This window comes from Crenobacter cavernae, assembly GCF_003355495.1.
Taxonomy (GTDB): Bacteria; Pseudomonadota; Gammaproteobacteria; order Burkholderiales; family Chromobacteriaceae; genus Crenobacter; species Crenobacter cavernae.
In genome coordinates this window covers 2,845,746-2,871,308 of the sequence record NZ_CP031337.1, presented here as the reverse complement: position 1 = coordinate 2,871,308, position 25,563 = coordinate 2,845,746, and the positions used below count along the sequence as shown (strand labels likewise).

Annotated in this window: 22 protein-coding genes; 14 read left to right on the top strand and 8 right to left on the bottom strand. The window is 65.2% G+C overall.

Going from position 1 to position 25,563, the window contains the following annotated elements; genetic code table 11:
* Nucleotides 1-34: 34 nt before the first annotated feature.
* On the top strand, nt 35-511 hold the full coding sequence (locus DWG20_RS13940; protein WP_115434369.1) for a hypothetical protein: 477 nt from the start codon (nt 35-37) through the stop codon (nt 509-511).
* A 104-nt stretch (nt 512-615) separates the two neighbouring features.
* On the opposite strand, the gene alaS is transcribed toward DWG20_RS13940, so the two are convergent.
* The 3 genes from alaS to recA form a co-directional block, all read right to left on the bottom strand.
* Nucleotides 616-3,246, bottom strand: coding sequence for an alanine--tRNA ligase (gene alaS, locus DWG20_RS13935; RefSeq protein ID WP_115434368.1), 2,631 nt, complete (start codon nt 3,244-3,246; stop codon nt 616-618).
* Between the two features lie 136 nt (nt 3,247-3,382).
* Nucleotides 3,383-3,853, bottom strand: a complete 471-nt coding sequence (recX, locus tag DWG20_RS13930) for a recombination regulator RecX (protein WP_115434367.1) — start codon at nt 3,851-3,853, stop codon at nt 3,383-3,385.
* Nucleotides 3,850-4,905 carry a recombinase RecA gene (gene recA / locus DWG20_RS13925; protein ID WP_115434366.1) on the bottom strand — a complete coding sequence of 352 codons (1,056 nt, stop codon included), beginning with the start codon at nt 4,903-4,905 and terminating at the stop codon, nt 3,850-3,852. The genes recX and recA overlap by 4 nt, the downstream gene beginning before the upstream one ends.
* Before the next feature lie 217 nt (nt 4,906-5,122).
* Here recA and hrcA point away from each other — a divergent pair, with 217 nt between their 5' ends.
* From hrcA to DWG20_RS13895, 6 genes are all read left to right on the top strand, one after another.
* On the top strand, nt 5,123-6,154 hold the full coding sequence (hrcA, locus tag DWG20_RS13920) for a heat-inducible transcriptional repressor HrcA (protein ID WP_342767279.1): 1,032 nt from the start codon (nt 5,123-5,125) through the stop codon (nt 6,152-6,154).
* Between the two features lie 103 nt (nt 6,155-6,257).
* Entirely contained in the window at nt 6,258-7,283 is a 1,026-nt protein-coding gene (gene mltB, locus DWG20_RS13915) for a lytic murein transglycosylase B (RefSeq protein ID WP_115434365.1), read from the top strand.
* Nucleotides 7,284-7,299: 16 nt separating this feature from the next.
* Nucleotides 7,300-9,258, top strand: coding sequence for a DNA polymerase III subunit gamma/tau (gene dnaX, locus DWG20_RS13910; RefSeq protein WP_115434819.1), 1,959 nt, complete (start codon nt 7,300-7,302; stop codon nt 9,256-9,258).
* Between the two features lie 4 nt (nt 9,259-9,262).
* The gene (locus DWG20_RS13905; RefSeq protein ID WP_115434364.1) at nt 9,263-9,601 is read left to right on the top strand and encodes a YbaB/EbfC family nucleoid-associated protein; all 339 of its coding nucleotides are present in this window, start codon (nt 9,263-9,265) and stop codon (nt 9,599-9,601) included.
* A 126-nt stretch (nt 9,602-9,727) separates the two neighbouring features.
* On the top strand, nt 9,728-10,324 hold the full coding sequence (gene recR / locus DWG20_RS13900) for a recombination mediator RecR (protein ID WP_115434363.1): 597 nt from the start codon (nt 9,728-9,730) through the stop codon (nt 10,322-10,324).
* 35 nt (nt 10,325-10,359) lie between these two features.
* Nucleotides 10,360-10,986 (top strand): hypothetical protein, encoded by a 627-nt coding sequence (locus DWG20_RS13895; RefSeq protein ID WP_147289968.1) that lies wholly within the window; start codon nt 10,360-10,362, stop codon nt 10,984-10,986.
* A 76-nt stretch (nt 10,987-11,062) separates the two neighbouring features.
* Here the strand turns inward: DWG20_RS13895 and DWG20_RS13890 are convergent, their stop codons facing one another.
* The 5 genes from DWG20_RS13890 to DWG20_RS13870 all read right to left on the bottom strand — a co-directional run bounded on the left by DWG20_RS13890 (nt 11,063) and on the right by DWG20_RS13870 (nt 16,272).
* Nucleotides 11,063-11,689: a MarC family protein gene (locus DWG20_RS13890; protein ID WP_115434361.1), complete on the bottom strand. Its 627-nt coding sequence runs from the start codon at nt 11,687-11,689 to the stop codon at nt 11,063-11,065.
* Nucleotides 11,690-11,837: 148 nt separating this feature from the next.
* Entirely contained in the window at nt 11,838-12,968 is a 1,131-nt protein-coding gene (dapE, locus tag DWG20_RS13885) for a succinyl-diaminopimelate desuccinylase (protein WP_115434360.1), read from the bottom strand.
* Entirely contained in the window at nt 12,965-13,315 is a 351-nt protein-coding gene (locus tag DWG20_RS13880) for an arsenate reductase (protein WP_115434359.1), read from the bottom strand. Before DWG20_RS13880 ends, dapE begins: the two co-directional genes overlap by 4 nt.
* A gap of 21 nt (nt 13,316-13,336) precedes the next feature.
* Complete coding sequence (locus DWG20_RS13875; RefSeq protein WP_115434358.1) at nt 13,337-14,497, bottom strand: PilT/PilU family type 4a pilus ATPase; 1,161 nt, start codon at nt 14,495-14,497, stop codon at nt 13,337-13,339.
* 101 nt (nt 14,498-14,598) lie between these two features.
* Nucleotides 14,599-16,272, bottom strand: coding sequence for a long-chain-fatty-acid--CoA ligase (locus tag DWG20_RS13870; RefSeq protein ID WP_115434357.1), 1,674 nt, complete (start codon nt 16,270-16,272; stop codon nt 14,599-14,601).
* 262 nt (nt 16,273-16,534) lie between these two features.
* On the opposite strand from DWG20_RS13870, the gene rimP reads away from it, so the two are divergent.
* The 7 genes from rimP (at nt 16,535) to pnp (ending at nt 25,535) form a co-directional block, all read left to right on the top strand.
* Nucleotides 16,535-16,960, top strand: coding sequence for a ribosome maturation factor RimP (gene rimP / locus DWG20_RS13865; protein WP_115434356.1), 426 nt, complete (start codon nt 16,535-16,537; stop codon nt 16,958-16,960).
* Between the two features lie 48 nt (nt 16,961-17,008).
* The gene (gene nusA / locus DWG20_RS13860) at nt 17,009-18,487 is read left to right on the top strand and encodes a transcription termination factor NusA (RefSeq protein WP_115434355.1); all 1,479 of its coding nucleotides are present in this window, start codon (nt 17,009-17,011) and stop codon (nt 18,485-18,487) included.
* Nucleotides 18,488-18,523: 36 nt separating this feature from the next.
* Nucleotides 18,524-21,385, top strand: coding sequence for a translation initiation factor IF-2 (infB, locus tag DWG20_RS13855; protein ID WP_115434354.1), 2,862 nt, complete (start codon nt 18,524-18,526; stop codon nt 21,383-21,385).
* A 76-nt stretch (nt 21,386-21,461) separates the two neighbouring features.
* Nucleotides 21,462-21,926, top strand: a complete 465-nt coding sequence (gene rbfA, locus DWG20_RS13850) for a 30S ribosome-binding factor RbfA (protein ID WP_115434353.1) — start codon at nt 21,462-21,464, stop codon at nt 21,924-21,926.
* Nucleotides 21,923-22,843 carry a tRNA pseudouridine(55) synthase TruB gene (gene truB, locus DWG20_RS13845; RefSeq protein WP_115434352.1) on the top strand — a complete coding sequence of 307 codons (921 nt, stop codon included), beginning with the start codon at nt 21,923-21,925 and terminating at the stop codon, nt 22,841-22,843. Before rbfA ends, truB begins: the two co-directional genes overlap by 4 nt.
* 102 nt (nt 22,844-22,945) lie before the next feature.
* Nucleotides 22,946-23,215 carry a 30S ribosomal protein S15 gene (rpsO, locus tag DWG20_RS13840; RefSeq protein ID WP_115434351.1) on the top strand — a complete coding sequence of 90 codons (270 nt, stop codon included), beginning with the start codon at nt 22,946-22,948 and terminating at the stop codon, nt 23,213-23,215.
* Between the two features lie 175 nt (nt 23,216-23,390).
* Nucleotides 23,391-25,535 (top strand): polyribonucleotide nucleotidyltransferase, encoded by a 2,145-nt coding sequence (gene pnp, locus DWG20_RS13835; RefSeq protein ID WP_115434350.1) that lies wholly within the window; start codon nt 23,391-23,393, stop codon nt 25,533-25,535.
* Nucleotides 25,536-25,563: the final 28 nt, after the last annotated feature.

The window sequence follows — 25,563 nt, the reverse complement described above, 5'->3', positions numbered from 1 at the left end:
CCTGCGTAGACGGGGACGGTCAAAGGGGAAGGTCATGAAGAGAACGCTCGCAATCTGCTTGTCGGCGTGGGCGTGCGTCGCGCACGCCGACGTCTCCGCGCTGGTTTTCGGCGCATCCCACCACGGCGCTTGCGACAGCAGCCGCTTTAGCTGCGATTTCAACGAGAGCAACCCCGGACTCGGGCTGGAGTGGTCGCCCGGCGAGACGGACTGGGGGAGGTGGCTGGTGCGCGGCGGCACCTACTACGACTCATACCGCGAGCAGGCCTATTTTCTTGCCGGTGGCTGGCGCAAGGAGTGGACGCTGGTCGGCGACCTGAAGGCGGGCGTCGGGCTCTTGGCCGGCTATCTGCACGGTTCGGGCGTCGATGGATTTGGGGTGTTGCCGATGGCGAGCGTGCAGTTCAAGCGCTTGGCGCTCGAAGTCGGCTACATCCCGAAAACCCATGTCGCCGGCAAAAAAGGCGAGGTGGCGGTCACCACCTTCACGCTGCGCTGGGATTTTTACTGACGCCCGGCTCCGCTGCTCGGCCAACGTCTGTACCCATGAGTCCCCGACGCGCACAAAAAAACGCCGCTCGTCCGAGCGGCGTTCTGCGTTGCAGCGGTTGTGGCTTACTTGCCTTCGACCCAGGCTTTCACCGACGCGAGCGCGCCGGCCAGGTTTTCCGGCTGGGTGCCGCCGGCCTGGGCCATGTCGGGGCGGCCACCGCCCTTGCCGCCGACCTGCTGCGCGACGTGGTTGACCAGTTCGCCGGCCTTGAAGCGGGCGGTCAGATCGCGGGTTACGCCGGCGACGAGCGACACCTTGCCGTCGGCCTTGGAACCGAGCACGATCAGCGCCGAACCGAGCTTGTCCTTCAGCTTGTCGAGCGTCTCGCGCAGCGCGGTGTTGTCCGCGCCGTCGAGCTCGGCCACCAGCAGCTTCACGCCTCCGACGTCGAGAGCCTGCTCGGCGAGGCTGTCGCCGGCCGATGCCGCGAGCTGCCCCTTGAGACGGGCCAGTTCCTTCTCGAGCGCCTTCACGCCGTCCTGCAGGCCGCCGATCTTGGCGAGCACTTCCTCGTTCGATTGCGCCTTGAGGCTGGCGGCGGCGTCGCGGATCAGGCTGTCCTGCGCCTGCACGTAGGCGACCGCGCCTTCGCCGGTCGCCGCTTCGATGCGGCGCACGCCGGCGGCGACGCCGCCCTCGGACACGATCTTGAAGAAGCCGATGTCGCCGGTGCGCTTGACATGGGTGCCGCCGCACAGTTCGGTCGAGAAGTCGCCCATCTTCAGTACGCGTACCTCGTCGCTGTACTTCTCGCCGAACAGCGCGATCGCACCGGCGCGGATCGCGTCGTCGTAAGGCATCAGGCGTGCCGAGACTTCGACGTTGTGGGTGATCACGCGGTTGACCGCGCGCTCGATCTCGGCGATCTCATCGGCGCTCACCGGGCCGGTGTGCGCGAAGTCGAAGCGGGTGCGCTCGAAGTTGACCAGCGAGCCCTTCTGTGCGACGTGGCCGCCGAGCACATGGCGCAGCGCCGCGTGCAGCAGGTGGGTCGCCGAGTGGTTGCGCGTGGTGGCGGCGCGTTTGTGCAGGTCGATGGTGGCGGTCACGGCGTCGCCGACCGACAGCTTGCCGCGCGCGACGCGACCGCTGTGGCCGAATACGGCCGCCTTCAGCTTCTGGGTGTCGGTCACATCGAACAGCGCGTCGATACCGCCGGCGACCGAGATCTCGCCGCTGTCGCCGACCTGGCCGCCGCCCTCGGCGTAGAAGGCGGTGTTGTCGAGAACGACGATGCCCTCGTCACCCTCGGCCAACGTTTGCACCGGCTCGTGGCCCTTGTAGAGCGCCAGCACGCGCGCGTCGACGCTGACCGAGTCGTAGCCGTTGAAGCAGGTGTCATCGCCGCTGTAGTCGACGTTGCCGCTCATCTTGAAGGTCGACGCGGCGCGGCTTTGCGCGCGCTGCGCTTCCATCGCGGCGTCGAAACCGGCCTGGTCGATGGTCAGCTCGCGTTCGCGGCAGATGTCGGCGGTCAGGTCGAGTGGGAAGCCGAAGGTATCGTAGAGTTGGAACGCGGTCTTGCCGTCGAGCTCTTTTTCGCCCTTGGCGAGCGCGGCCTCCAAGAGCGCCATGCCCTTGTCGAGCGTCTCGGCGAACTTGATCTCTTCCTGCTTCAGCGCGTCTTCGATCACCGCCTGGCGCTCGCGCAGTTCCGGATAGGCGCCGCCCATCTCGGCGGCGAGGTCGGCGACCAGCTTGTGGAAGAACTGGCCTTTCTGGCCGAGCTTGTAGCCGTGGCGGATCGCGCGGCGGATGATGCGGCGCAGCACGTAGCCGCGGCCGTCGTTGGACGGCAGCACGTCGTCGGCGATCAGGAAGGAGCACGCGCGGATGTGGTCGGCGATCACCTTCAGCGACGGCACGTCCTGGCTGAACGGCACGCCGACTTCGCGCGCGGCGGCTTTCAAGAGGGTCTGGAACAGGTCGATCTCGTAGTTGGCGTGCACACCCTGCAGCACCGCCGAGACGCGCTCGAGGCCCATGCCGGTGTCGACCGACGGCTTCGGCAGCGGGTGCAGGGTGCCGGTCTCGTCGCGGTTGAACTGCATGAACACGTTGTTCCAGATCTCGATGAAGCGGTCGCCGTCTTCGTCCGGGCTGCCCGGCGGGCCGCCCCAGATGTGTTCGCCGTGGTCGTAGAAGATCTCGGTACATGGGCCGCACGGACCGGTGTCGCCCATGGTCCAGAAGTTGTCCGACGCGTAAGCCGCGCCTTTGTTGTCACCGATGCGGACGATCTTCTCGGCCGGCACGCCGACTTCCTGGTTCCAGATGTCGAACGCTTCATCGTCGGTGGCGTACACCGTGACCATCAGCTTTTCTTTCGGCAGGCCGAGCCATTGCGGCGAGGTCAGGAATTCCCATGCGAAGAGGATGGCGTCGCGCTTGAAGTAGTCGCCGAACGAGAAGTTGCCGAGCATCTCGAAGAAGGTGTGGTGGCGCGCGGTGTAGCCGACGTTTTCCAGGTCGTTGTGCTTGCCGCCGGCGCGCACGCATTTCTGCGAGGTGGTGGCGCGGGTGTATGGGCGCTTGTCGAAGCCGAGGAACACGTCCTTGAACTGGTTCATGCCGGCGTTGGTGAACAGCAGCGTCGGGTCGTTGCCCGGCACCAGCGAGCTCGACGCCACGATCTGGTGGCCCTTGCTCGCGAAGAAGTCGAGGAACTTCTGGCGGATTTCGGAGGTTTTCATCGTTTTACGGTCGCGATCCAGAAAACAGGGCCCCGGTCGCGCGGGGCCGGGGACGGAAATAGGGATATGGGGCCGATTGTGGCAAGGCTGCTGCGTTGTCGCAAGCTTTGGGGCGAACGGGGAGGTTGGCCGAGCGTCAGCCGGTGGCGTCCGGGTCGGCGAAATCGTCTTCTTCGGCGCCGTCCATCGCTTTTCTGATCGCGTCCATCGGCAGGCCGCGCGCGGCGAGGAAACGCATCTGCTTAGCCCATTCCTCGCGGCTTTGCGGCTTCTGGCCGAATTTCTTCTGCCACAGTTGGCGGGCGAGGGCGACGTCGTCCTGGCCGGCGAGCGCCTCGGTGATGGTGTCGGCGTCTACGCCTTTTTCCCGCAGTTCGGCGGCGAGGCGCCGGCTGCCGTAGCGGCGACCCTTGCTCGTCGCAGTCTGCTCGGCGAAGCGGGTGTCCGACTGCCAGCCGTGCTCGGCCAGCTCGTCGAGCAGCGCGTCGACTTCTTCCGCGCTCTCGGCGTGCGGCACGAGCTTCTGGAAAAGCTCGCGCCGCGAGTATTCGCGCCGCGACAGCAGGTCGACGGCGCGCGCTTTCAGGCTTTTGGGCGTCCCGCTCACGCGATCAGGTCGTCGGCGAGCTCGCCGTCGGTTTCGTCGCGCACCCCTTCGGTGATCGTGACGCTGACGCCGACCTTCTCGCGGACCTTGGCTTCGATCTCGCGCGCCACGTCCGGATTGTCCTTCAGCCACTGGCGGGTGTTGTCCTTGCCCTGGCCGATCTTCTGGCCGTTGTAGGCATACCACGCGCCGGACTTGTTGACGAATTCCTGCTCGACGCCCATGTCGATGATCTCGCCTTCGCGCGAGATGCCTTCGCCGTACAGGATGTCGAAGGTGGCCTGGCGGAACGGCGGCGACACCTTGTTCTTCACCACCTTGACGCGGGTCTCGTTGCCGACGACCTCTTCGCCCTTCTTGATGCCGCCGATGCGGCGGATGTCGAGGCGGACCGACGCGTAGAACTTCAGCGCGTTGCCGCCGGTGGTGGTTTCCGGGTTGCCGAACATCACGCCGATCTTCATGCGGATCTGGTTGATGAAGATCACCAGCGTGTTGGTGCGCTTGATGTTGCCGGTCAGCTTGCGCAGCGCCTGGCTCATCAGGCGCGCCTGCAGGCCGACGTGGCTGTCGCCCATGTCGCCTTCGATCTCGGCCTTCGGCACCAGCGCGGCGACCGAGTCGATCACGATCACGTCGACGCCGCTCGAGCGCACCAGCATGTCGCAGATTTCCAGCGCTTGTTCGCCGGTGTCCGGCTGGGAGATCAGCAGGTCCTCAACCTTTACGCCGAGCTTTTGTGCGTATTGCGGGTCGAGCGCGTTTTCCGCGTCGATGTAGGCGCAGGTGCCGCCGAGTTTCTGCGCTTCGGCGACCACTTGCAGGCACAGCGTGGTCTTGCCGGACGATTCCGGGCCGTAGATTTCGACCACGCGGCCGCGCGGCAGACCGCCCACGCCGAGCGCGAGGTCGAGGCCGAGCGAGCCGGTGCTGATCACCTGCAGGTTCTCGGTGATCTGGTTGTCGCTCATGCGCATGATCGAGCCCTTGCCGAACTGCTTTTCGATCTGGGCGAGCGCCGCCGCCAGTGCCTTGCTTTTATCGTCCGCCATGCTTTCTCCAAACAGAACTGTGTCGATGAACTAGGGTGCCGGTTGATTATCGCACAAAATCAAAACGGCCTGCGCGATGGTGCTTGAGGAATGCGCGATCGGGCCCACTTAAGAGTTCAAGGTCGTGTCATGACGCCTTGTCGCACCGCCTTTTTAGCCTCTTCGGGGCGAGGCGGCAAGCGTACGGCATGACACGCGCAGCAGGAGGTATGCCACAATGACCGGCATGTTGAACGAGCGCGCCCAGTTACTCCTCAAGGCCCTGATCGAACGCTATATCGCCGACGGTCAGCCGGTCGGCTCGCGCACGCTCTCCAGGTTGCCGGGGCTCGAGCTGTCGCCGGCGTCGATCCGCAATGTGATGGCCGACCTCGAAGACATGGGGCTGATCGCGAGCCCGCACACCTCGGCCGGCCGCATTCCGACCGCGCGCGGCTACCGGGTGTTCGTCGACAATCTTCTCACTATCCGGCCGCTGGCGGCACCCGAAGTCGACCAGATCGCGCTCGGCCTGATGCCCGACAGCCCGCAAAAGCTCGCGCAGGCGGCATCGCACCTGTTGTCGGAGCTGACGCACTTCGCCGGCGTAGTGGTGACGCCGCAACGCCCCGACGTCGCGTTCCGCCAGATCGAATTTTTGCGGCTGTCGGAAAAGCGCGTGCTGCTGATCTTGGTGACGCTCGACGGCGACGTGCAGAATCACCTGTTGCCGACCGAGCGCGACTACAGCGCGAGCGAGCTGATCGAGGCGGCCAATTATCTGAATGCGCACTACGCCGGCCAGGGGCTGACCAGCGTCGCGGGCCGCATCGAGGCCGAGCTGCAGCAGTTGCAGAGCGACATCAGCGCGCTGATGAGCGCGGCGATCCGGCTCGGCCAACGTTCGCTCACCGATCCGGCCGGCGCGGTGGTGATCGCCGGCGAGAGCCGGCTGCTCAGCGTCGACGAGCTGTCTGAAGACCGCACGCGGCTGCGCGAGCTGTTCGACACCTTCGAGCGCCGCACCGAGCTCTTGCGCCTGCTCGACCAGAGCCGCGGCGCACAGGGCGTGCGCCTCTTCATCGGCGAGGAGTCGGGCGTGATGACGCTCGGCGACTGCTCGGTGGTCGCCGCGCCTTACCGCATCAACGGCCAGGTGGTCGGCACGCTCGGCGTGGTCGGTCCGACGCGCATGGCGTATGAGCGCGTGATCCCCATCGTCGACATCACCGCGCGGCTCGTGAGCGGCGCGCTCTCTTACACCGAATGAACCCGGGCTTGGCCGAGCCGGGTGCCGCGTCGCGCAGGTGACTGAGCGAAGCCGCCTGCGCGACGCGATGGCTCGGCCAACCCTGTCTTGCAAAAGGATGTCCATGACCCGCACGTTCCGAAATTTCGCCGCTGCCGCTCTGGCGCTGGCCGTCACGCCGGCCGTCTTCGCCGACGCCGCGCTGATCCTGCGCGCCGACGTGCAGCGCTACATCGACGAGCAGGTCGCGACCGGCCGTTTCAACCGCCCGGAACTCGAGGCGGTGTTCGCCAACGTCGAGTCCAAGCCCGGCATCATCACCGCGCTCGACAAGCCGTCGACGTCGCGGCCGTGGCACCAGTTCCGCGGCAGCTTCGTGAACGACAGACTGGTCGCTGCCGGCGCCGCGTTCTGGCGCGACAACGAGACGCTGCTGCAGCGCGCCGAAGCGACGTACGGCGTGCCACCGGAAATAATCGCCGCCATCGTCGGCATCGAGACGCGCTACGGCCAGAACATGGGCAGCTTCCGCGTCGTCGACGCGCTGGCGACCGTCGGCTTCGACTACCCGCGCCGCGCCGAATTCTTCCGCAACGAGCTGACCGAGTTCCTGCTGCTCGCCAAGGAGGAGCGCCGCGACCCGATGGGCTTTGTGGGCAGCTACGCCGGAGCGATGGGCATGCCGCAGTTCATGCCGTCGAGCTTCAGAAAGTGGGCTGTCGACTTCGACGGCGACGGCCATCGCGACATCTGGGGCAACAGCGCCGACGTGATCGGCAGCGTCGCCAACTATTTCAAGATCCACGGCTGGATGGCCGGCGACGACGTGCTGGTGCCGGCGCAGGCCGCGCCGGGGCCGCAGGTCGACCGGCTCATCGCCGACAAATTCAACCTGCACTATACGGTCGGCGAGCTGAAGAGGATGGGCATCGTGCCTCAGGCGCCGGTGCGTGACGAGGTAAAGGCGGTGCTGGTGCCGCTCGAGACCTCGCCCGGCGTCACCGAATACTGGCTGGGGCTGAACAACTTCTACGTGATCACCCGCTACAACAAGAGCACGCTGTACGCGAAGGCGGCCCAGGAGCTGGCCGGGCGCATCCGCGAGGCGAAATACGCCGCCGACGGTGGTGTCGCGCGCGCCGGTCAATAAGGTAGAATCCGCCGCCATGAGCTACCAAGTCCTAGCCCGCAAGTGGCGTCCCAAGCGCTTTGCCGATCTGGTCGGCCAGGAGCACGTGGTGCGCGCGCTGTCGAACGCGCTCGCGGAAAACCGCCTGCACCACGCCTACCTGTTGACCGGCACGCGCGGCGTGGGCAAGACCACCATCGCGCGCATCCTCGCCAAAAGCCTGAACTGCGAACAGGGCGCCGGCGCCGAGCCGTGCGGCGTCTGCTCGTCGTGTACGCAGATCGACGCCGGCCGCTTCGTCGACCTGCTGGAGATCGACGCCGCGTCGAACACCGGCATCGACAATATCCGCGAAGTGCTGGAGAACGCGCAGTACGCGCCGTCGTCGGGCCGCTTCAAGGTCTACATCATCGACGAAGTGCACATGCTGTCCAAAAGCGCCTTCAACGCGATGCTGAAGACGCTGGAAGAACCGCCTTCGCACGTCAAGTTCATCCTCGCCACCACCGACCCGCAGAAGGTGCCGGTCACGGTATTGAGCCGCTGCCTGCAGTTCTCGCTGCGCAATATGACGCCGCAGCAGGTCGCCGGTCACCTCGCCTACGTGCTCGACGCCGAACAGGTGCCGTTCGAGCCGGCCGCGCTGGCCTTGCTCGGCCGCGCCGCCGCCGGTTCGATGCGCGATGCGCTGTCGCTCTTGGACCAGGCGATCGCCTACGGCATCGGGACGGTGGAGGAGGGCGGCGTGCGCGCGATGCTCGGCGCGATCGACCGCCGTTATCTGTTTACCTTGCTCGAAGCGCTCGCCGACAACGACGGGCCGCGCCTGTTGGCCGAGGCCGACAGCCTGGCCGAGCTTTCGGTCGGCTTCGACCACGCGTTGGCCGAGCTCGCGCTGCTGCTGCACCAGGTCGCGCTCGCACAGACCGTGCCGGCGGCGCTGGCGCCCGACGAGCCCGAACGCGACGCCATCTTCTCGCTCGCCGAGCGGCTCGCGCCCGAAGACGTACAGCTTTACTACCAGATCGCCGTGCACGGCCGTAAGGACCTGCCGCTCGCGCCCGACGAGCACGCCGGCTTCAACATGGCTTTGCTCAGGATGCTGGCCTTCCACCCGGCGCGACTGCCTGCGGCAGGCGGCGGGGCGACCAAGGCGCCGGCGGTGCGAAGCGCCTCGTCCCCGGCGTCGACGCCTGTGAAGACGCCGCAGCCCGCAGCGGCCGTGCCGGCGCACGCGCCTCAAGCCGCTGCCCGGCCGAGCGAGCCCGTGGCCGAGCCGGCTCCCGAACCCGAGCCGGCAGCGGAACCCGCGCCGCCCAAGGCAGCCGAGCCGACGCAAGCCACACCGCAAGTTCCGCCGCAGTCCGTACCGCGCGCCGCCGACTTTGACGTCCCGCCGTGGATGGACGAGGCGCCGCCGCCCGACGGCTGGGACGACGCGCCGCGCGCGGTCGCGACCGAAGCGCGCCGCGAGACGGCCGGCAAGCCGGCGCCGGCCGCGGCAAAGCCCGCAGAACCCGCGCCGACGCCGATTGCGCCGCAAGCCCAGCCAGAATCCCAAACGTCGGCCGAGCCCGCCGGGCCGTTCCGTTTCGATGGCGACTGGCTGAATCTGGCCGACCACCTGATGGCGACCGCGGCGAGCAAGCTCGGCATGGCGCGCATGCTGCTCGAAAATGCAGTGCTCAAGCGCATCGACGGCGAGCGCTGGCATCTGGCGATCGCGCCGGCGTTCGCCAACCACCCGGGCGCGGCACGCGAATCGGTGCAAAAATTGAAGGAAGCGATCTCGGCCTGCCTCGATCAGTCGATCGAGGTCTATGTCGAAACCGACGCGTCGATCGGCGAGACGCCCGCGCTCAGGCGCGCGCGGCACAGAAACGAGCAACTGGCGGCGGCGCGCACGTCGCTGGAGAACGACCCCGTGGTCAAGGCATTCGAACGCGAATTCGGCGCGGTGCTGTTGACCGACACCATCCAACCCATCCAGGAGTGACACCATGTTCGGCAAAGGCGGAATCGCCGGCCTGATGAAGCAGGCCCAGCAGATGCAGGAAAACATGAAGAAGGCGCAGGAAGAACTGGCCAACGTCGAGGTCGAGGGCCAGGCCGGCGCCGGCCTCGTCAAGGTGGTGATGAACTGCCAGCACGCGGTCAAGCGCGTGTCGATCGACCCAAGCCTCGTGTCAGGCGACGCCGACGACAAGGAAATGCTCGAAGACCTGATCGCCGCCGCGCTGAACGACGCGGTGCGCAAGGTCGAGACGACCACGCAGGAAAAGATGTCGGGCTTCACCAACGGCCTGAACCTGCCGCCGGGCATGAAACTGCCGTTCTGAGCCGGATGCTGTTCGAGCCTGCGATGACGCGGTGCTTTGTGGAGAAGCGCTTTACCTGGCTTCCACGTTGATAAAAGGTTGGCCGACGCCAAGGGGCTCGGCCAACCTTTGTGCTTTTGGGTCCCTATGAAAAATCCCCCCTCGCTCGATTCGCTGATCGCCGCGCTCAAGGTGCTGCCCGGCGTCGGCCCCAAGTCGGCCCAGCGCATGGCTTTCCATCTGTTGCAGCGCGACAAGGGCGGGGCGGAGAAGCTCGCGCGCGCGCTCGATCGGGCTTTGGCCAACCTCACCCATTGCGAGCGCTGCAACACCTTCAGCGAGATGCCGATCTGCAATCTGTGTGCGGACGAAGAGCGCCGCCAGGACGTGCTGTGCGTGGTCGAGATGCCGGCCGACCTATTGATGCTCGAGCAGGCGCAGTGCTTCGACGGCCTCTACTTCGTGCTGATGGGACGCATCTCGCCGCTCGACGGCGTCGGCCCGCGCGACGTCGCGCTCGAGAAGCTGTTCCACCGCGCGCTCGACGGCACGGTCGAGGAAGTCATCATCGCGACCAATTTCACCGCCGAGGGCGAGGCGACCGCGCACGTGGTGTCGGAACTGCTGAAGAACCGCGGGCTCAAACTGTCAAGGATCGCGCGCGGCATGCCGGTGGGCGGCGAGCTCGAGTACGTCGACCCGGGGACGCTAGCGCAGGCGATGTTCGAGAGGCGCGGCGTTTGATCGCATTGCATTGATTGAATGGTGCGGAGATCGCCATGCAGCTAGATCGATGGGCGTGTGCCGGCGTGGCGCTGCTGTTGGCCGCCTGCGCGTCGACGCACTTGCGCTCGGAATGGCGGGATGCGCAGGATGCCGCCGGCTCGGTGAGGAAAATGGCGGTGTTCGTCGCGGCCCAGGACAGCCGGGTCTGCCAGTTTGCCGAAGATCAACTGGCGCTGAACCTGAGCGCCAGGAACCGGGTCGACGCCCGGGCGGGCAACCGGCTCGGCCTCGGCGCCGACGTGTCGACGCCCGCGCTGCGCGACAAGTTGTCGCGCGAAGGCTTCGACAGCGCGCTGTTGGCGCGGCTGGTGTCGCACGACACGACCACGCGCTACCATCCTCCGGAAACCAACTGGGTCGGTGGCTGGGGTGGCTGGGGGCCGGGCTACCGCTCGTTCTACAGCTATTACCCTTACGCGTACACAACGCCGGGCTACACCACGCTGACGACGCGGGTCGTGGTCGAGGTGCTGCTCTACCGGCTGCCGGAAGGGAAGATGGTGTGGAACGCGGTTACCGAGACCGTCGATCCGCGCTCGTCGGCCGAGCTCGTCAAGGGGCTGGAAGGCGTCGTCGACGACAGTCTGCGCAAGCAGGGCCTGTTGCTGCCCAGGTCCTGAGCGAACACGCGACAGGCCACCTCCGGGTGGCCTGTTTTCTTTGGGGCGAGGTCGTCGTGAGCTGCCCCGGCCGGGCTCAGTGCGCGCCCAGCATCGGGAACAGCCGGTAAATGCCGTCGACGACGATCTCGACCGACACCGCGGCGAGCAGCATGCCCATTACGCGGTTGACGATGTTGATGCCGGTCTGGCCGAGAAGGCGCGAGATCGGCGTCGCCAGCGTCATCGCGAGGTAGCAGGTGCTCGCCACCACCATGCCGGCGACGACGAGGGAGCCGACCTGCCAGACGGTCTTCGCGGTGGTCGCGTAGATGATCACGGTGGAAATCGTACCCGGCCCGGTCAACAGCGGGATCGCCATCGGCACCACCGCGATATTGCTGCGGCTCTCGGCTTCCTCGCGCTCCTCGTCGGTGGTCTTGGTCGGGTTGGGCTTGGCGTTCATCAGCGCGATCGCAATCAGCATCACGAGCAGGCCGCCGCCGACCTGGAAGGAGCCGATGCTGATGCCGACAAAGCGCAGCAGGCCTTCGCCGACCAGCGCGAACAGGCCGATGACGATCGCGACCGAGATCGCCGCGGTCTTGGCAATCTTCTTGCGCTCGCTCTGGCTGCTGTGCGGCGTCAGGCTGATGAAGAGCGGCACGGCGCCCAGCGGATTCACGAGGACGAGGAGGGCGATGACGATTTTGGCGATATCCATGCCCTGATGGTAGCGGGGCGTGGCTCGCCACTCAATCAGGGTGAACAGCGATGTTGGCGGAGGGGTCGCGGGAAAGAAAAAAGTTGGCCGAGTCTTTCCTCGCGACGCTTCGCTCGGTCTCGGCCAACCTTTGGGGTGAAGTGCGGGCTCAGGCGAGCAGCAGGCGTTCCAGTGTCGCCTCGTAAACCTGCGACAGCGGCTCGACGTCATCGACGCGGATGCACTCGTTGAGCTTGTGGATGGTCGCGTTGATCGGGCCGAACTCGACCAGTTCCTTCGCGATGCGCTTGATGAAACGGCCGTCCGAGGTGCCGCCGCTGGTCGACAGTTCGGGCGTGACGCCGGTGACGTCGCTGATCGCCGCGCCGATCGCCGCGGTCAACTTGCCCGGCTCGGTGATAAACGGATTGCCCGACAGCGCCCATTCGAGTTCGTAGTCGAGGCCGTGGCCGTCGAGGGTCTCGTGCACGCGCGCCTTCAGCGACTCGGCGTTGTGCTCGGGCGAGAAGCGGAAGTTGAACTTCAGCTCGGCGGTGCCCGGGATCACGTTGGTCGCGCCGGTGCCCGAGTTCAGGTTCGACACCTGCCAGCTGGTAGGCGGGAAGTAGGCGTTGCCGTCGTCCCAATGCTCGTTTACCAGCTCGGCCAACGCCGGCGCCATCAAGTGGATCGGATTCTTGGCCAGGTGCGGATAGGCGATGTGGCCCTGTTGGCCCTTGATGACGAGGCGGCCGGACAGCGAGCCGCGGCGGCCGTTCTTGATCGTGTCGCCGAGCACGTCGCTCGACGTCGGCTCGCCGACGATGCAGTAGTCTATCGCCTCGCCGCGCGCCTCGAGCGCATCGACGACGCGGACGGTGCCGTCGTGCGCGACGCCTTCCTCGTCCGAGGTGATCAACAGCGCGATCGAGCCAGCGTGGTCGGGGTGCGCGGCGACAAAGCGTTCGATCGCCGTGATGAAGCCGGCGAGCGACGCCTTCATGTCGGCGGCGCCGCGGCCGAACAGGTGGCCGTCGCGGATCGTCGGCTCGAACGGGTGCGAGTCCCAGCGCTCGACCGGGCCGGTCGGAACCACGTCGGTGTGGCCGGCGAAGCAGACCACCGGGCCGGCCGTGCCGCGGCGCGCCCAGAAGTTGTCGACGTCGTTAAAGCGCATGTTCTCGACGACGAAGCCGAGCGCCTCGAGTCTTTCGATCATCAGCGGCTGGCAGCCGGCGTCGCGCGGCGTGATCGAGTCGAGGCGGATCAGTTCCTGCGTCAGTTCGAGGGTCGCGCTCATCGTTGGAATGCCTCCGCGTAGGCCGCTTCGGAGAAGCCGGCGAGGATCTTGCCGTCGTGCTCGAGCACCGGGCGCTTGATGACCGAGGTCTTGTCCTGCATCAGCGCGATCGCCGATTCGCGTGCTTCGGCACGCGCCTGGTCTTCATCCGACAGGCCGCGCCAGGTCGTGCCCTGGCGATTGACGATCTTCGCGAGGCCGAGCTCGTCGGCCCAGGCGGCGAGCCGGTCGGCCGGCGCGCCCAGCTTCTTGAAGTCGTGGAAGGTGTGGTCGACGCCGGCGTCGAGGAGCCATTGGCGTGCTTTTTTCACCGTGTTGCAGTTGGGGATGCCGTAGAGGGTGGTCATGGGGCTGGTTCGGTTCGGGTGTCAAATGTCGAGCGTGAAGCCGTCGAAGCTGGCCGGCGGCCGCGCGGTGGCTTGCTCGCCGTCGGCCTGCCGCGCGGCGTCGACCGCGCGCGCCGGCTGCGAGTCGGCGGCGTTGTTGATCAGCCAGTACAGGTTGGTCGGCGAATCGGCGTTCTTTAGCGCGTCGTCAAGCGTGATCGCGCCTTCCTGGTAGAGGCGGTACAGCGACTGCTCGAAGGTCTGCGAACCTTCGCTCAGGCTGTTCTCGATCGCTTCCTTGATGCGGTCGACCTCGCCGGTGCGGATCAGTTCGGCGATGTGCGGCGTATTGATCAGGAGTTCGACCGCCGGCGTCAGCTTGCCGTCGGCGGTCGGGACCAGCCGCTGCGAGATCACCGCCCGCAATGATACCGACAAATCCATCAAGAGTGACTGGCGGGTTTCCGGCGGGAAGAAGCTGATCATGCGGTTCAGCATGTGGTAGCTGTTGTTGGCGTGCAGCGTCGTCACGCACAGGTGGCCCGACTGCGCGTAGTTGATCGCGTAGTTCAGCGTCTCGGCGTCGCGGATCTCGCCGATCATCAACAGGTCGGGGGCCTCGCGCATCGCGTTCTTCAGCGCGTGGCCGTAGCTTTGCGTGTCGACGCCGATCTCGCGCTGGTTCACGATCGAGCGGCCGTGCTCGAAGATGAATTCGATCGGGTCCTCGACGGTCAGGATGTGGCCGCTCTGCGCCTGGTTGCGGTGGCCGATCAGCGCGGCGACGGTCGAGCTCTTGCCGCTGCCGGTCGCGCCGACGACGATGATCAGCCCGCGCTTGCCCTGGATCAGCGGCTTGAGGTTGGCCGGCAGCTTGAGCTTGTCGAGCGATGGGATGGTCGGCGTGATGAAGCGCACCACCATCGCGACCGCGCCCTTCTGGCGGAAGATGTTGACGCGGAAGTTGCCGAGACCGTCGACCGGACGACCGAAGTTCATTTCCCATTCGGCTGCGAAGCGGGCGGCTTCTTCGTCGCTCATCAGGCTCAAGGCGAGGCGCTCGACGAGCTCGGCCGACAGCGGTTTCTCGTTGACCGGCAGCACCTGGCCGTCGATCTTGATCTGCACGGGTGCGTCGCGGGTGAAGAAGAGGTCGCTGGCCTGTTTCTCGGCCATCAGCTTGAAGAAGGGCAGCATCAGCATGTTGTCTTGCTCCGGGCTCGTCGGGCGAGCTTCTTGTTTCGGGGTCTGGCGTCGTAAAAAGGCCCGCCGAAGCGGGCCGGGTCGATGCGGGTGGGGACCGGTCAGGCTTTTACCGGCTCGTCGCGCAGCGCGCGGCGCAGGATCTTGCCGACGTTGGTCTTCGGGAGTTCGCTGCGGAATTCGACCGACTTGGGCACCTTGTAGCCGGTCAGGTTCTTGCGGCAGTGCTCGATCACGTCGCGTTCGGTCAGTGTGGCGTCCTTCTTGACGACGAACACCTTCGCCACTTCGCCGGACTTGTCGTCGGGCACGCCGATGCAGGCGACTTCGAGCACGCCCGGCAGCGCGGCGACTACGTCTTCGATCTCGTTAGGATACACGTTAAAGCCGGACACGAGGATCATGTCCTTCTTGCGGTCGACCAGTTTCACGTAGCCTTCGGGCGTGACGATCGCCATGTCGCCGGTGGCGAGGAAACCGTCCGTGCCCAGCACCTTCGCGGTCTCGTCCGGGCGATTCCAATAACCCTTCATCACCTGCGGGCCGCGCACGCACAATTCGCCCGGCTCGCCCAGCGGTGCTTCCTGGCCGTTGGCGTCGCGGACCTGGATCTCGGTCGACGGCACCGGCAGGCCGATACTGCCGTTGTACTCCTTCAGATCGAGCGGGTTGATGCAGACGGCCGGGCTCGTCTCGGTCAGTCCGTAGGCCTCGATCAGCGGCACGCCGGTGGTCGCCTTCCACTTGTCGGCTACCGCCTTTTGCACCGCCATCCCGCCGCCGAGCACCAGCCGCCAGGTCGAGAAATCGATCGTTTTGAATTCCGGGTTGTTGAGCAGCGCGTTGAACAACGTATTCACGCCGGTCATCGCGGTGACCTTGTATTTCTTCATCTCCTTGATGAAGCCGGGGATGTCGCGCGGGTTGGTGATCAGGACGTTGAGCGCACCCACCTCGGTGAACACCATCAGGTTCGCGGTCAGCGAGAAGATGTGGTAGAGCGGCAGCGCGGTGATGAGAACTTCCTCGCCTTCGCGTACCGCCGGCTTGATCCACTCGCCGGCCTGCAGCATGTTGGCGACGATGTTCTTGTGCAGCAGCATCGCGCCCTTGGCGACGCCGGTGGTGCCGCCGGTGTACTGCAGGAAGGCGATGTCGTCGTGCGCCAGTCTGATCTTGGTGAACGGCTGACGTTGGCCGAGCTTGAGCGCCTCGTTGAAGCGAACGTGGCCGGGGATGTTCCACGCCGGCACCATCTTCTTGACCTTGCGCACGACGAGGTTGACGATCAACGACTTCGGGAAGTCGAGCAGGTCGCCGATCGCCGCGACGACCACGTTCTTCACCTGGGTGCGCGGCAGCACTTTCTCGAGCACGCCGGCGAAGTTCTCCAGGATGACGATGGTTTCGGCGCACGCGTCGTTCAGCTGGTGCTCGAGTTCGCGCGGCGTGTAGAGCGGGTTGACGTTCACGACGGTGCAGCCGGCGCGCAGCGTGCCGAAGATGGCGATCGGGTATTGCAAGAGGTTGGGCATCATGACCGCGACGCGGTCGCCCTTTTGCAGCCGGAGCGCGTGTTGCAGGTAGGAGGCGAAGCGGCCGGACAATTCGTCCAGCTCGCCGTAGCTGAGAATCTTGTCCATATTCGCCAGCGCCGGACGGTCCCGGAACTTGGCGACGCTCTTGTCGAAAACGTCGACCGCCGACTGGAAGCTGTCGAGGTCGATGTCGTGGGGAACCCCGGGCTGGTAATGCGAAAGCCAGATCTTGTCCATGGGTAGAGCTTCTCCTTCGTGTTGGTCAGGGGGTCGTGCCAACGTTCGAGGTTGGCCGAGCCTTGTCATTTAGTTATGTGTCGTAACTTATGCGTCGGTCAAACCGGCGTTTAAGTGAACTTAATTTACCGGAAGGTCGAGGCCCCCGCAAAGCACCTGCGGACGCGCCGGGTGGGCCGGTTTCCTTTTTGTTGGGGATGCTGTAAAATTCAATCAATTTAGGAATGGGCGGTCTGCCCATTTTTTTATTTGTGGAAAAAGCATGGATGTCCGTTTGCTGCTGGAAAACACGCTGAGCGGTTTGGGCTACGAGCTCGTCGATGTCGAGCTCGGTCGCGGTGGGGATATGCGCTTGTTCATCGACAAGCCGGGCGGAATCACGCTGGACGACTGCGTCCGCGTGAGCAACCACCTGACCCGTCTCTTCACCGTCGAGAACGTCGATTACGGCCGCTTGGAAGTGTCGTCGCCGGGCCTGGATCGGCCGCTCAAGAAAGAGGCGGACTTCGTTCGCTTCACCGGTCAGTTGGCCAAGATCCGCACGCGTACCCCGATCGAACAGCAGAAGAAATTCATCGGACGCATTGTAGGGATCGGGAACGACGCGGTGCTGCTCGAAGTCGACGGCCATCAGGTGACGATTCCCCTGTCCAATATCGACAAGGCCCGGCTCGAGCCGGAGTTCTGATCGGACAGATGTTCGTCACGCCCACGGGACCCTATTTCGGAGGAATGAATGAGTCGCGAGATTTTGTTGCTGGTTGACGCGCTGGCTAGCGAAAAGAATGTCGGCAAGGAGGTGGTTTTCTCCGCGCTGGAATTGGCGCTGGCTTCGGCGACCAAGAAGAAATTCAATCAGGATGATCTGGAAGTGCGTGTGGAGATCGACCGCCACACCGGCCAGTACCAGACCTTCCGCCGCTGGCAGATCGTCGAGGACGACCTCATCGAGGAAGACGGCAAGGAAATCACCCTCTCGGACGCCCGAGAGCGCGACCCGCGCGCCGAAGTGGATGGCTTCATCGAAGAGCCCATGGAAGCGGTCGAGTTCGGCCGCATCGGCGCTCAGACCGCCAAGCAGGTGATCTTGCAGAAGATCCGCGATGCCGAGCGCGAGCAGATCCTCGCCGATTTTCTGCAGCGTCGCGAACACCTGGTGAACGGCACGATCAAGCGCATCGAACGCGGCAACGCGATCATCGAATGCGGCAAACTGGAAGCCGTGCTGCCGCGCGACCAGATGATCCCGAAGGAAAACCTGCGCGTGGGTGACCGCGTGAAGGCCTTCCTGCTGCGCATCGACCGTCTCGGTCGTGGCCCGCAGTTGGTGCTGTCGCGCACCTCGGGCGAGTTCGTCAAGAAACTGTTCGAGCTCGAAGTGCCCGAGATCGAAGACGGCATGCTCGAGATCAAGGAAGTCGCCCGCGACCCGGGTATGCGCGCCAAGATCGCCGTCAAGGCGAACGACCAGCGTATCGACCCGCAGGGCACCTGCATCGGCGTGCGCGGTTCGCGCGTTCAGGCGGTGACGCAGGAACTCGCCGGCGAACGCGTCGACATCGTGCTGTGGGCACCGGAGCCGGCCCAGTTCGTGATCAACGCGCTGTCGCCGGCCGAAGTGAACCGCATCCTGGTCGACGAAGACGGTCACGCGATGGACGTCATCGTCGAGGAAGAACAACTGGCCCTCGCGATCGGTCGCGGCGGCCAGAACGTCAAGCTCGCCGCAGAGCTGACCGGCTGGAACCTCAACATCATGACCGTGACCGAGGCCGAGGAGAAAATCCAGGCCGAAGACGCGGCGATGCGCGAGCTGTTCATCAACCAGCTGGGCGTCGACGAAGACGTCGCCGCGACACTGGTGCAGGAAGGTTTCGCCACGCTGGAAGAAGTCGCCTATGTGCCGATCGCCGAGATGCTCGAGATCGAAGGCTTCGACGAGGCGCTGGTGAACGAGTTGCGCAGCCGTGCACGCGATGCACTGCTGACATTGGCTATCGCCTCCGAGGAAAAGGTCGAGGCGGTATCTGAAGAATTGAAGAACCTGGAAGGCCTGGATGCGGATATAGTCCGCAAACTGGCCGAGAACGGGGTGACCACCCGTGATGAGCTTGCCGATCTGGCGGTGGACGATCTGGTCGAATTGACCAGCGTATCCGACGAGACCGCGCGTGCTCTCATCATGAAAGCGCGCGAACACTGGTTCAACCAGTAAGCGAATCGGCTAGTTTTGACGGAGTGTTGAAGACGAATGGTATTGACGAATGTAAAACAGTTTGCCAGTGAGCTTGGCATGTCACCGGAACGCCTGCTCGAGCAGCTGCGTGACGCCGGTGTGGCCAAGCGTGCGCTGGACGATGCATTGAGCGAGCAGGACAAGTCCCAGTTGTTGGGTTATCTCAAGCGCTCGCACGGCGCGGCGGATCAGAGCGCGATCACGCTGACCCGCAAGCAGACCAGTGAGATCCGCACCGCCGACGGTGCTACCGTCCGCGTTGAGACCCGTAAGAAGCGCACCCTGGTCCGTACGGAAGAGCCGCAGGCGGGTTCCTCGTCTGCAGAGCCGGTAGCTGCGGCGGCGACCGAAGCGCCTCGGGTTGAAGAGGGAGTTGCGGTACAAGCCGAGCCGGCTGTCGAGCCGCAAGTGCAAGTTGAAGCACCGAAAGTCGAGGAGACTCAGCCGGTGGAAGCCAAACCCGAACCCGTTATCGAAGCGCCGGTGCAAAAACCGGTGGCCGAAGCGGTCGTCGAGCCGGTTGCCGAGCCCGTTGCACAGAAGCCCGCCGCCGAGCCGGTCAAGGCAGCGGCACCGGTGCGTGCCGCACCGACAAGCATCCTGTCGCCGGAAGAAGTGGCGCTGCGCGAGGCCGACGATCGTCGTCAGGCCCAGCTGCGCAAGGCGCAAGAAGACCTGATGCGTCAGAAGCAGGAGCGCGAAGTGCGTCGCCTGGCCGCGTTGGCCGCCAAAAACGCGCCGCCACCGCCACCGCCGGTCGTCAAGCCGGAAGACAAGCCGCAGCAAGCGGTGCTGTCGCGCAACAAGCCGGCCCCGGGCTCCACCCCGGTGGTGAAGCCGGCCCCGGCCGCTACGTCGGCCCGTCCGGCCGCCGGTGCCCGTCCGGCCGGTGCGCGTCCGGCTCCGGGTGCGGCTGCGCCGGCTGCCGGCGCCAAGCCGGGCGATAAAAAGGGGGGCAAGAAAGGTCCGGGCGATCGCGACTGGAGCGAAGGCCGCAAGGGCAAGGGCGGTCTCAGGACCCGTGGCGGCGACGCCGGCGGCGACTGGAAGTCCAAAAAGGGCGGCCGCAATCGTCACGGCAACGGTCAGCACGCCTTCCAGACCCCGTCCGAGCCCATCGTGCACGACGTGCTGGTGCCGGAAACCATCACCGTCGCCGACCTCGCCCACCGCATGGCGGTCAAGGCCGCCGAGGTGATCAAGGTCCTGATGAAGATGGGCATGATGGTGACCATCAACCAGGTGCTCGACCAGGAAACCGCGCTGATCATCGTCGAAGAGATGGGGCACATCGGCAAGGCGGCCCAGGCCGACGATCCGGAGGCCTTCCTCGAGAAGACCGAAGGCGCGACCGAAGCCGAGGCGCTGCCGCGTCCGCCGGTAGTGACCGTGATGGGTCACGTCGACCACGGCAAGACCTCGCTGCTCGACTACATCCGCCGCGCGACTGTGGCGGCGGGCGAAGCCGGCGGCATTACCCAGCACATCGGTGCCTACCACGTGGAAACCCCGCGCGGCGTGGTCACCTTCCTCGACACCCCGGGTCACGAAGCGTTTACCGCGATGCGTGCTCGTGGCGCTAAGGCGACCGACTTGGTCGTGCTGGTCGTGGCGGCCGACGACGGCGTGATGCCGCAGACGATCGAAGCGATCCACCACGCCAAGGCGGCCGGCGTGCCGATGGTCGTCGCGGTCAACAAGATCGACAAGCCGGGTGCCAACCCCGAGCGCATCCGTCAGGAGCTGGTCGCGCAGGAAGTGGTGCCCGAAGAGTGGGGCGGCGACACGCAGTTCATCGAAGTGTCGGCCAAGCAAGGCACCAATATCGACGGCCTGCTCGAAGCGATCGTGCTGCAGGCCGAGGTGCTGGAGCTGACCGCGCCGCAAGACGCGCCTGCCAAGGGCGTGATCGTCGAGGCCCGCCTCGACAAGGGCCGCGGCCCGGTCGCGACGCTCTTGGTGCAGTCCGGTACGCTGAAGAAGGGCGACATCGTTCTGGCAGGTACCGCGTTCGGCCGTGTCCGCGCGATGATCGACGAGAACGGCAAGTCGATCGACCAGGCGGGCCCGTCGATTCCGGTCGAGATTCTCGGTCTGTCGGACGTGCCATCAGCCGGTGAGGACACGATGGTGCTCGCCGACGAGAAGAAGGCGCGCGAAATCGCGCTGTTCCGTCAGGGCAAGTTCCGCGACGTGCGTCTGGCCAAGCAGCAGGCGTCGAAGCTCGAGAACATGTTCGCGCAGATGGCGGAAGGCGGCGAAGTGCAGACGCTGTCGATCATCGTCAAGGCCGACGTTCAGGGTTCGTACGAAGCGCTGGCGCAGAGCCTGCAGAAGCTGTCGACCGACGAAGTGCGCGTCAACATCCTACACTCGGGCGTCGGCGGCATCTCGGAGTCGGACATCAACCTGGCGATCGCGTCCAAGGCCATCGTGATCGGCTTCAACACCCGTTCCGACGCGGCCGCGCGCAAGCTGGCCGAGTCCGAAGGCGTCGATATTCGCTACTACAGCATCATCTACGACGCGCTGGACGACGTGAAAGCCGCGCTGTCGGGCATGCTGGCACCGGAGAAGAAAGAGCAGATCCTCGGCACGGTCGAGATCCGTCAGGTCATCACCGTGTCCAAGGTCGGCAACATCGCCGGTTGTATGGTTACCGACGGTATCGTCAAGCGTCACGCTCAAGTGCGCCTGATCCGCGACCACGTCGTGGTTCATACCGGCGAACTCGACTCGCTCAAGCGCTTCAAGGACGACGTGAAGGAAGTTCGCCAGGGCTACGAATGCGGCCTGATGCTGAAGAACTTCAACGACATCCGCGAAGGCGATCAGCTGGAAGTGTTCGAAATCGTGGAAGTGGCGCGTACGCTGTAAGCGTTACCTTCTGATGGGCGGGCGGTTGGCCGGTTTTCCGGGCGCCGCTCGCCTTTTGTTTTGCCAAGGAACAGCCATGGCCAAGAAAAATTTCTCCCGCTCCGACCGTGTGGCCGACCAGATTCAGCGTGAACTGGCCGAGATCCTGCAGAAGGGGCTCAAGGATCCGCGCGTCGGCTGGGTGACGATCACCGCGGTCGAAGTGACCCGCGATTACTCTCACGCCAAGATCTATTACACCGTGATGGTCGACAGCACGCGCGAGGCGACCGTAGAAGCGCTGGCGGACGCCGCCGGCTACCTGCGCGCCGAGCTCGGCAAGCGGATCAGCCTGTTCAGCATGCCGCAGCTGCATTTCGTCTACGACGAATCGATCGAGCGCGGCGTCTACATGACGCGTTTGATCGACGAAGTCGTCCAGGCCGGCGACAAGGCTGCGGCCGACGATCAGGGCTCGGCCAACGCTGACGAGTCCGAAGTCGACGACGCCGCGGCTGGCGATGCCGAATCCGCAGCTTCCGAATCGGAAGACAAGGAATGAGCAAGCCGCGCCGCATACGCCGCGCCGTCAACGGCGTGTTGCTGCTCGACAAGCCACTCGGCGTGAGCAGCAACGGCGCGCTGCAGAAGGTGCGCTGGCTATATAACGCCGCCAAGGCGGGCCATACCGGTGTGCTCGACCCGCTGGCGACCGGCTTGTTGCCGGTGTGTTTCGGCGAGGCGACCAAGTTTTCGTCCTTCCTGCTCGACGCCGACAAGGGCTACCGCGCGACGGTGAAATTCGGCGTGGTGACCACGACCGGCGACGCCGAGGGCGAGGTGGTGAAAGAGCGCCCGGTCGATGTCACGATAGAGACGTTGGCCGAGGCCTGTGCGCGCTTCAAGGGGATGATCAGCCAGGTGCCGCCGATGTACTCGGCGCTCAAGTTCGAGGGCAAGGCGCTGTACGAGTATGCGCGGGCCGGCATCGAGATCGAGCGCAAGGCGCGCGACGTGACCATCCACTCGATAGAAATCGTCGAATTCGCCGGCGATGTCGCTGTGATCGACGTCGCCTGCAGCAAGGGCACGTATATCCGCACCTTGGCCGAGGAGATCGGCGAGACGCTCGGCTGCGGCGCGCACCTGATCGGTCTGCGTCGCACGGCGACGGCGGGTTTTCCGCTCGAGGCGGCGATGACACTCGAGGCGATCGAGGCGCTGTCGGCGGAGGGGCGCGATGCGTTGCTGATGCCGGCCGACGTGCTGGTCGCACACTTCCCCGAAGTGTCGCTCGACGAGGATGCCGCCGGTCGTTTCCTGCATGGCCAGGCGGTGCGCGTCGCGCAAAACCATGCCATAATGTCGCGCTTTCGCGTGTACCGAGAGGCGACGCGCGAATTCATGGGTCTGGCGGAGTGGAAGGCCGACGGTCTTCTTCACCCAACCAGGCTCCTGGCCGTCTCGACGGCCGCTTGAGGGAGTGCGGTCAGGTCGATCTGGCTCGCCGTACTCGTCGGGCATTTTGCCGCGGTGCCAAGCCGCGGTGCCAAGCCCCTATATAAAACTGGAGTTGTAAAAATGGCAGTTACCGTTGCTCAAAAAGCCGATATCGTTAAAGACTTTCAGCGCGCCGAAGGCGACACCGGTTCCCCGGAAGTGCAAGTTGCACTGCTGACCGCTCGCATCAACGACCTGACCCCGCACTTCAAGGCGAACACCAAGGACCACCACAGCCGTCGTGGCCTCTTGAAAATGGTGAGCCGTCGTCGCCGTCTGCTTGACTACCTCAAGCGCACCGATAACGACGCATACCGCGCCCTGATTGCCCGCCTGGGTCTGCGCAAGTAATCGACGCCGGATCGAAAAAGTCGCAGCCCGTCTGCGACTTTTTCGTTTTCCGGTGTTCTAATGTTGTCGAGCCGCGGGGGGAGCCTCTAGACATTCCGATCCGGCGCCGCCGGGTCCGAATCTTTAGGGGTTCCCGTTGCTCGAATCGTTCACTGATTTCGGAACAGGATCTTAAATGTTCAACAAAATCACCAAATCGTTCCAGTATGGCCGTCACACCGTGACGCTGGAGACCGGCGAGATCGCCCGTCAGGCCTCGGGCGCCGTGCTCGTGTCGATGGAAGAGACCGTCGTGCTGGTCTCCGTCGTCGGCTCGAAAAGCGTCAAGCCGGGCCAGGACTTCTTCCCGCTGACCGTCGACTACCTCGAGCGCACCTACGCCGCCGGCAAGATCCCGGGCGGCTTCTTCAAGCGCGAAGGCAAGCAGTCCGAGAAGGAAATCCTGACCAGCCGCCTGATCGACCGTCCGATCCGCCCGCTGTTCCCGGAAGGCTTCTACCACGACGTGCAGATCGTCGCGACCGTGATGTCGCTGAACCCGGAAATCGACTCCGATATCCCGGCGATGATCGGCGCGTCCGCCGCGCTCGCGATCTCGGGCCTGCCGTTCGCCGGCCCGATCGCCGCCGCCCGCGTCGGTTACGCCAACGGCGATTACATCCTGAACCCGACCAAGACCGAGCTGACCACCTCCGAGCTCGACCTCGTGGTCGCCGGTACCGAGCGCGCGGTGCTGATGGTCGAATCCGAAGCCAAAGAGCTGTCGGAAGCGACGATGCTCGGCGCCGTGGTGTTCGGCCACGACGCGATGCAGGCCGCGATCAAGGCGATCAACGAGCTGGCCGACGAAGTGAACCCGGTCGTGTGGGACTGGGCCGCTCCGGCCCAGGACGAAGCGCTGATCGGAGAGGTCCGCGAGATCGCCGGCGAGAAGATCGCCGCCGGCTTCCGCATCCGCCAGAAGCAGGCCCGCTCGCAGGCGTTGGCCGAGGCCTGGGACGCCGTTAAATCGGGTCTGATCAACGAAGAAACGTCGACGCTGAAGGCCAACGAGATCAAGGGCATCTTCAAGAACCTGTCGGCCGAGATCGTTCGCGGCCAGATCCTGTCGGGCGACCCGCGCATCGACGGCCGCGACACCCGCACCGTGCGTCCGATCGCGATCCAGACCGGCGTGCTGCCGCGTGTTCACGGCTCGGCGCTGTTCACCCGCGGCGAGACGCAGGCGATCGTCGCGACCACGCTGGGCACCAAGCTCGACGAGCAGCGCATCGACGCGCTGGCCGGCGAATACACCGACCGCTTCATGCTGCACTACAACTTCCCGCCGTACTCGACCGGTGAAGCCGGTCGCATGGGCCCGCCGAAGCGCCGCGAGATCGGCCACGGCCGCCTGGCCAAGCGCGCGCTGCTCGCCGTGCTGCCGCCGGAAGACGAATTCGGCTACGCGCTGCGCGTCGTGTCGGAAATCACCGAGTCGAACGGCTCGTCGTCGATGGCTTCGGTCTGCGGCGGCTGCCTGTCGCTGTTGAACGCCGGCGTGCCGCTGAAGGCGCACGTGGCCGGCATCGCCATGGGCCTGATCCTGGAAGGCAACCGCTTCGCGGTGCTGACCGACATCCTCGGCGACGAAGATCACCTCGGCGACATGGACTTCAAGGTGGCCGGTACCGCCGATGGCGTGACCGCGCTGCAGATGGACATCAAGATCCAGGGCATCACCAAGGAAATCATGCAGGTGGCGCTGGAGCAGGCCAAGGAAGGCCGTCTGCACATCCTCGGCTACATGAAGGAAGCCGTCGAAGGCCCGCAGGAAATCTCGAGCCACGCGCCGCGCCTGTTCACGATGAAGATCAACCCGGACAAGATCCGCGAAGTGATCGGCAAGGGTGGCGAGACCATCCGTTCGATCACCAAGGACACCGGCTGCGAGATCAACATCGAGGAAGACGGCACGATCACCATCGCGTCGATCACGCAGGAAGGCGCTGACGCGGCCAAGAAGCGCATCGAAGAGATCACCGTCGAAGTCGAAGTCGGCAAGATCTACGAAGGCACCGTGGTGAAGATCCTCGACAACAACGTCGGCGCGATCGTCTCCATCCTGCCGGGCAAGGATGGTCTGGTCCACATCTCGCAGATCGCCAACGAGCGCATCAAGAACGTGGCCGACTACCTGAAAGAAGGCCAGGTCGTGAAGGTCAAGGCGATCGAGATGGACGACCGCGGCCGCGTGCGTCTGTCGATCAAGGCGCTGTTGGAAGACGAAGCGAAAACCGCGAACGCGACCGCCGAATCGTTCGGCCTGCGCTCGAGCTAAGCGACAAGTCTGCCGTACCGAAACGCCC

Bases quoted from the DNA above. Each gene is read 5' to 3' on its own strand.
- dapE (WP_115434360.1), bottom strand. From the start codon at position 12,968: ATGAGCGCGACCCTCGAACTGACGCAGGAACTGATCCGCCTCGACTCG.
- DWG20_RS13875 (WP_115434358.1), bottom strand. From the start codon at position 14,497: ATGCTGATGCTGCCCTTCTTCAAGCTGATGGCCGAGAAACAGGCCAGC.
- alaS (WP_115434368.1), bottom strand. From the start codon at position 3,246: ATGAAAACCTCCGAAATCCGCCAGAAGTTCCTCGACTTCTTCGCGAGC.
- rimP (WP_115434356.1), top strand. From the start codon at position 16,535: ATGGATGTCCGTTTGCTGCTGGAAAACACGCTGAGCGGTTTGGGCTAC.
- rpsO (WP_115434351.1), top strand. From the start codon at position 22,946: ATGGCAGTTACCGTTGCTCAAAAAGCCGATATCGTTAAAGACTTTCAG.
- dnaX (WP_115434819.1), top strand. From the start codon at position 7,300: ATGAGCTACCAAGTCCTAGCCCGCAAGTGGCGTCCCAAGCGCTTTGCC.
- DWG20_RS13890 (WP_115434361.1), bottom strand. From the start codon at position 11,689: ATGGATATCGCCAAAATCGTCATCGCCCTCCTCGTCCTCGTGAATCCG.
- nusA (WP_115434355.1), top strand. From the start codon at position 17,009: ATGAGTCGCGAGATTTTGTTGCTGGTTGACGCGCTGGCTAGCGAAAAG.
- truB (WP_115434352.1), top strand. From the start codon at position 21,923: ATGAGCAAGCCGCGCCGCATACGCCGCGCCGTCAACGGCGTGTTGCTG.
- hrcA (WP_342767279.1), top strand. From the start codon at position 5,123: ATGACCGGCATGTTGAACGAGCGCGCCCAGTTACTCCTCAAGGCCCTG.
- DWG20_RS13940 (WP_115434369.1), top strand. From the start codon at position 35: ATGAAGAGAACGCTCGCAATCTGCTTGTCGGCGTGGGCGTGCGTCGCG.
- DWG20_RS13905 (WP_115434364.1), top strand. From the start codon at position 9,263: ATGTTCGGCAAAGGCGGAATCGCCGGCCTGATGAAGCAGGCCCAGCAG.
- DWG20_RS13870 (WP_115434357.1), bottom strand. From the start codon at position 16,272: ATGGACAAGATCTGGCTTTCGCATTACCAGCCCGGGGTTCCCCACGAC.
- recR (WP_115434363.1), top strand. From the start codon at position 9,728: ATGAAAAATCCCCCCTCGCTCGATTCGCTGATCGCCGCGCTCAAGGTG.
- infB (WP_115434354.1), top strand. From the start codon at position 18,524: ATGGTATTGACGAATGTAAAACAGTTTGCCAGTGAGCTTGGCATGTCA.
- recA (WP_115434366.1), bottom strand. From the start codon at position 4,905: ATGGCGGACGATAAAAGCAAGGCACTGGCGGCGGCGCTCGCCCAGATC.
- mltB (WP_115434365.1), top strand. From the start codon at position 6,258: ATGACCCGCACGTTCCGAAATTTCGCCGCTGCCGCTCTGGCGCTGGCC.
- pnp (WP_115434350.1), top strand. From the start codon at position 23,391: ATGTTCAACAAAATCACCAAATCGTTCCAGTATGGCCGTCACACCGTG.
- rbfA (WP_115434353.1), top strand. From the start codon at position 21,462: ATGGCCAAGAAAAATTTCTCCCGCTCCGACCGTGTGGCCGACCAGATT.
- DWG20_RS13880 (WP_115434359.1), bottom strand. From the start codon at position 13,315: ATGACCACCCTCTACGGCATCCCCAACTGCAACACGGTGAAAAAAGCA.
- DWG20_RS13895 (WP_147289968.1), top strand. From the start codon at position 10,360: ATGCAGCTAGATCGATGGGCGTGTGCCGGCGTGGCGCTGCTGTTGGCC.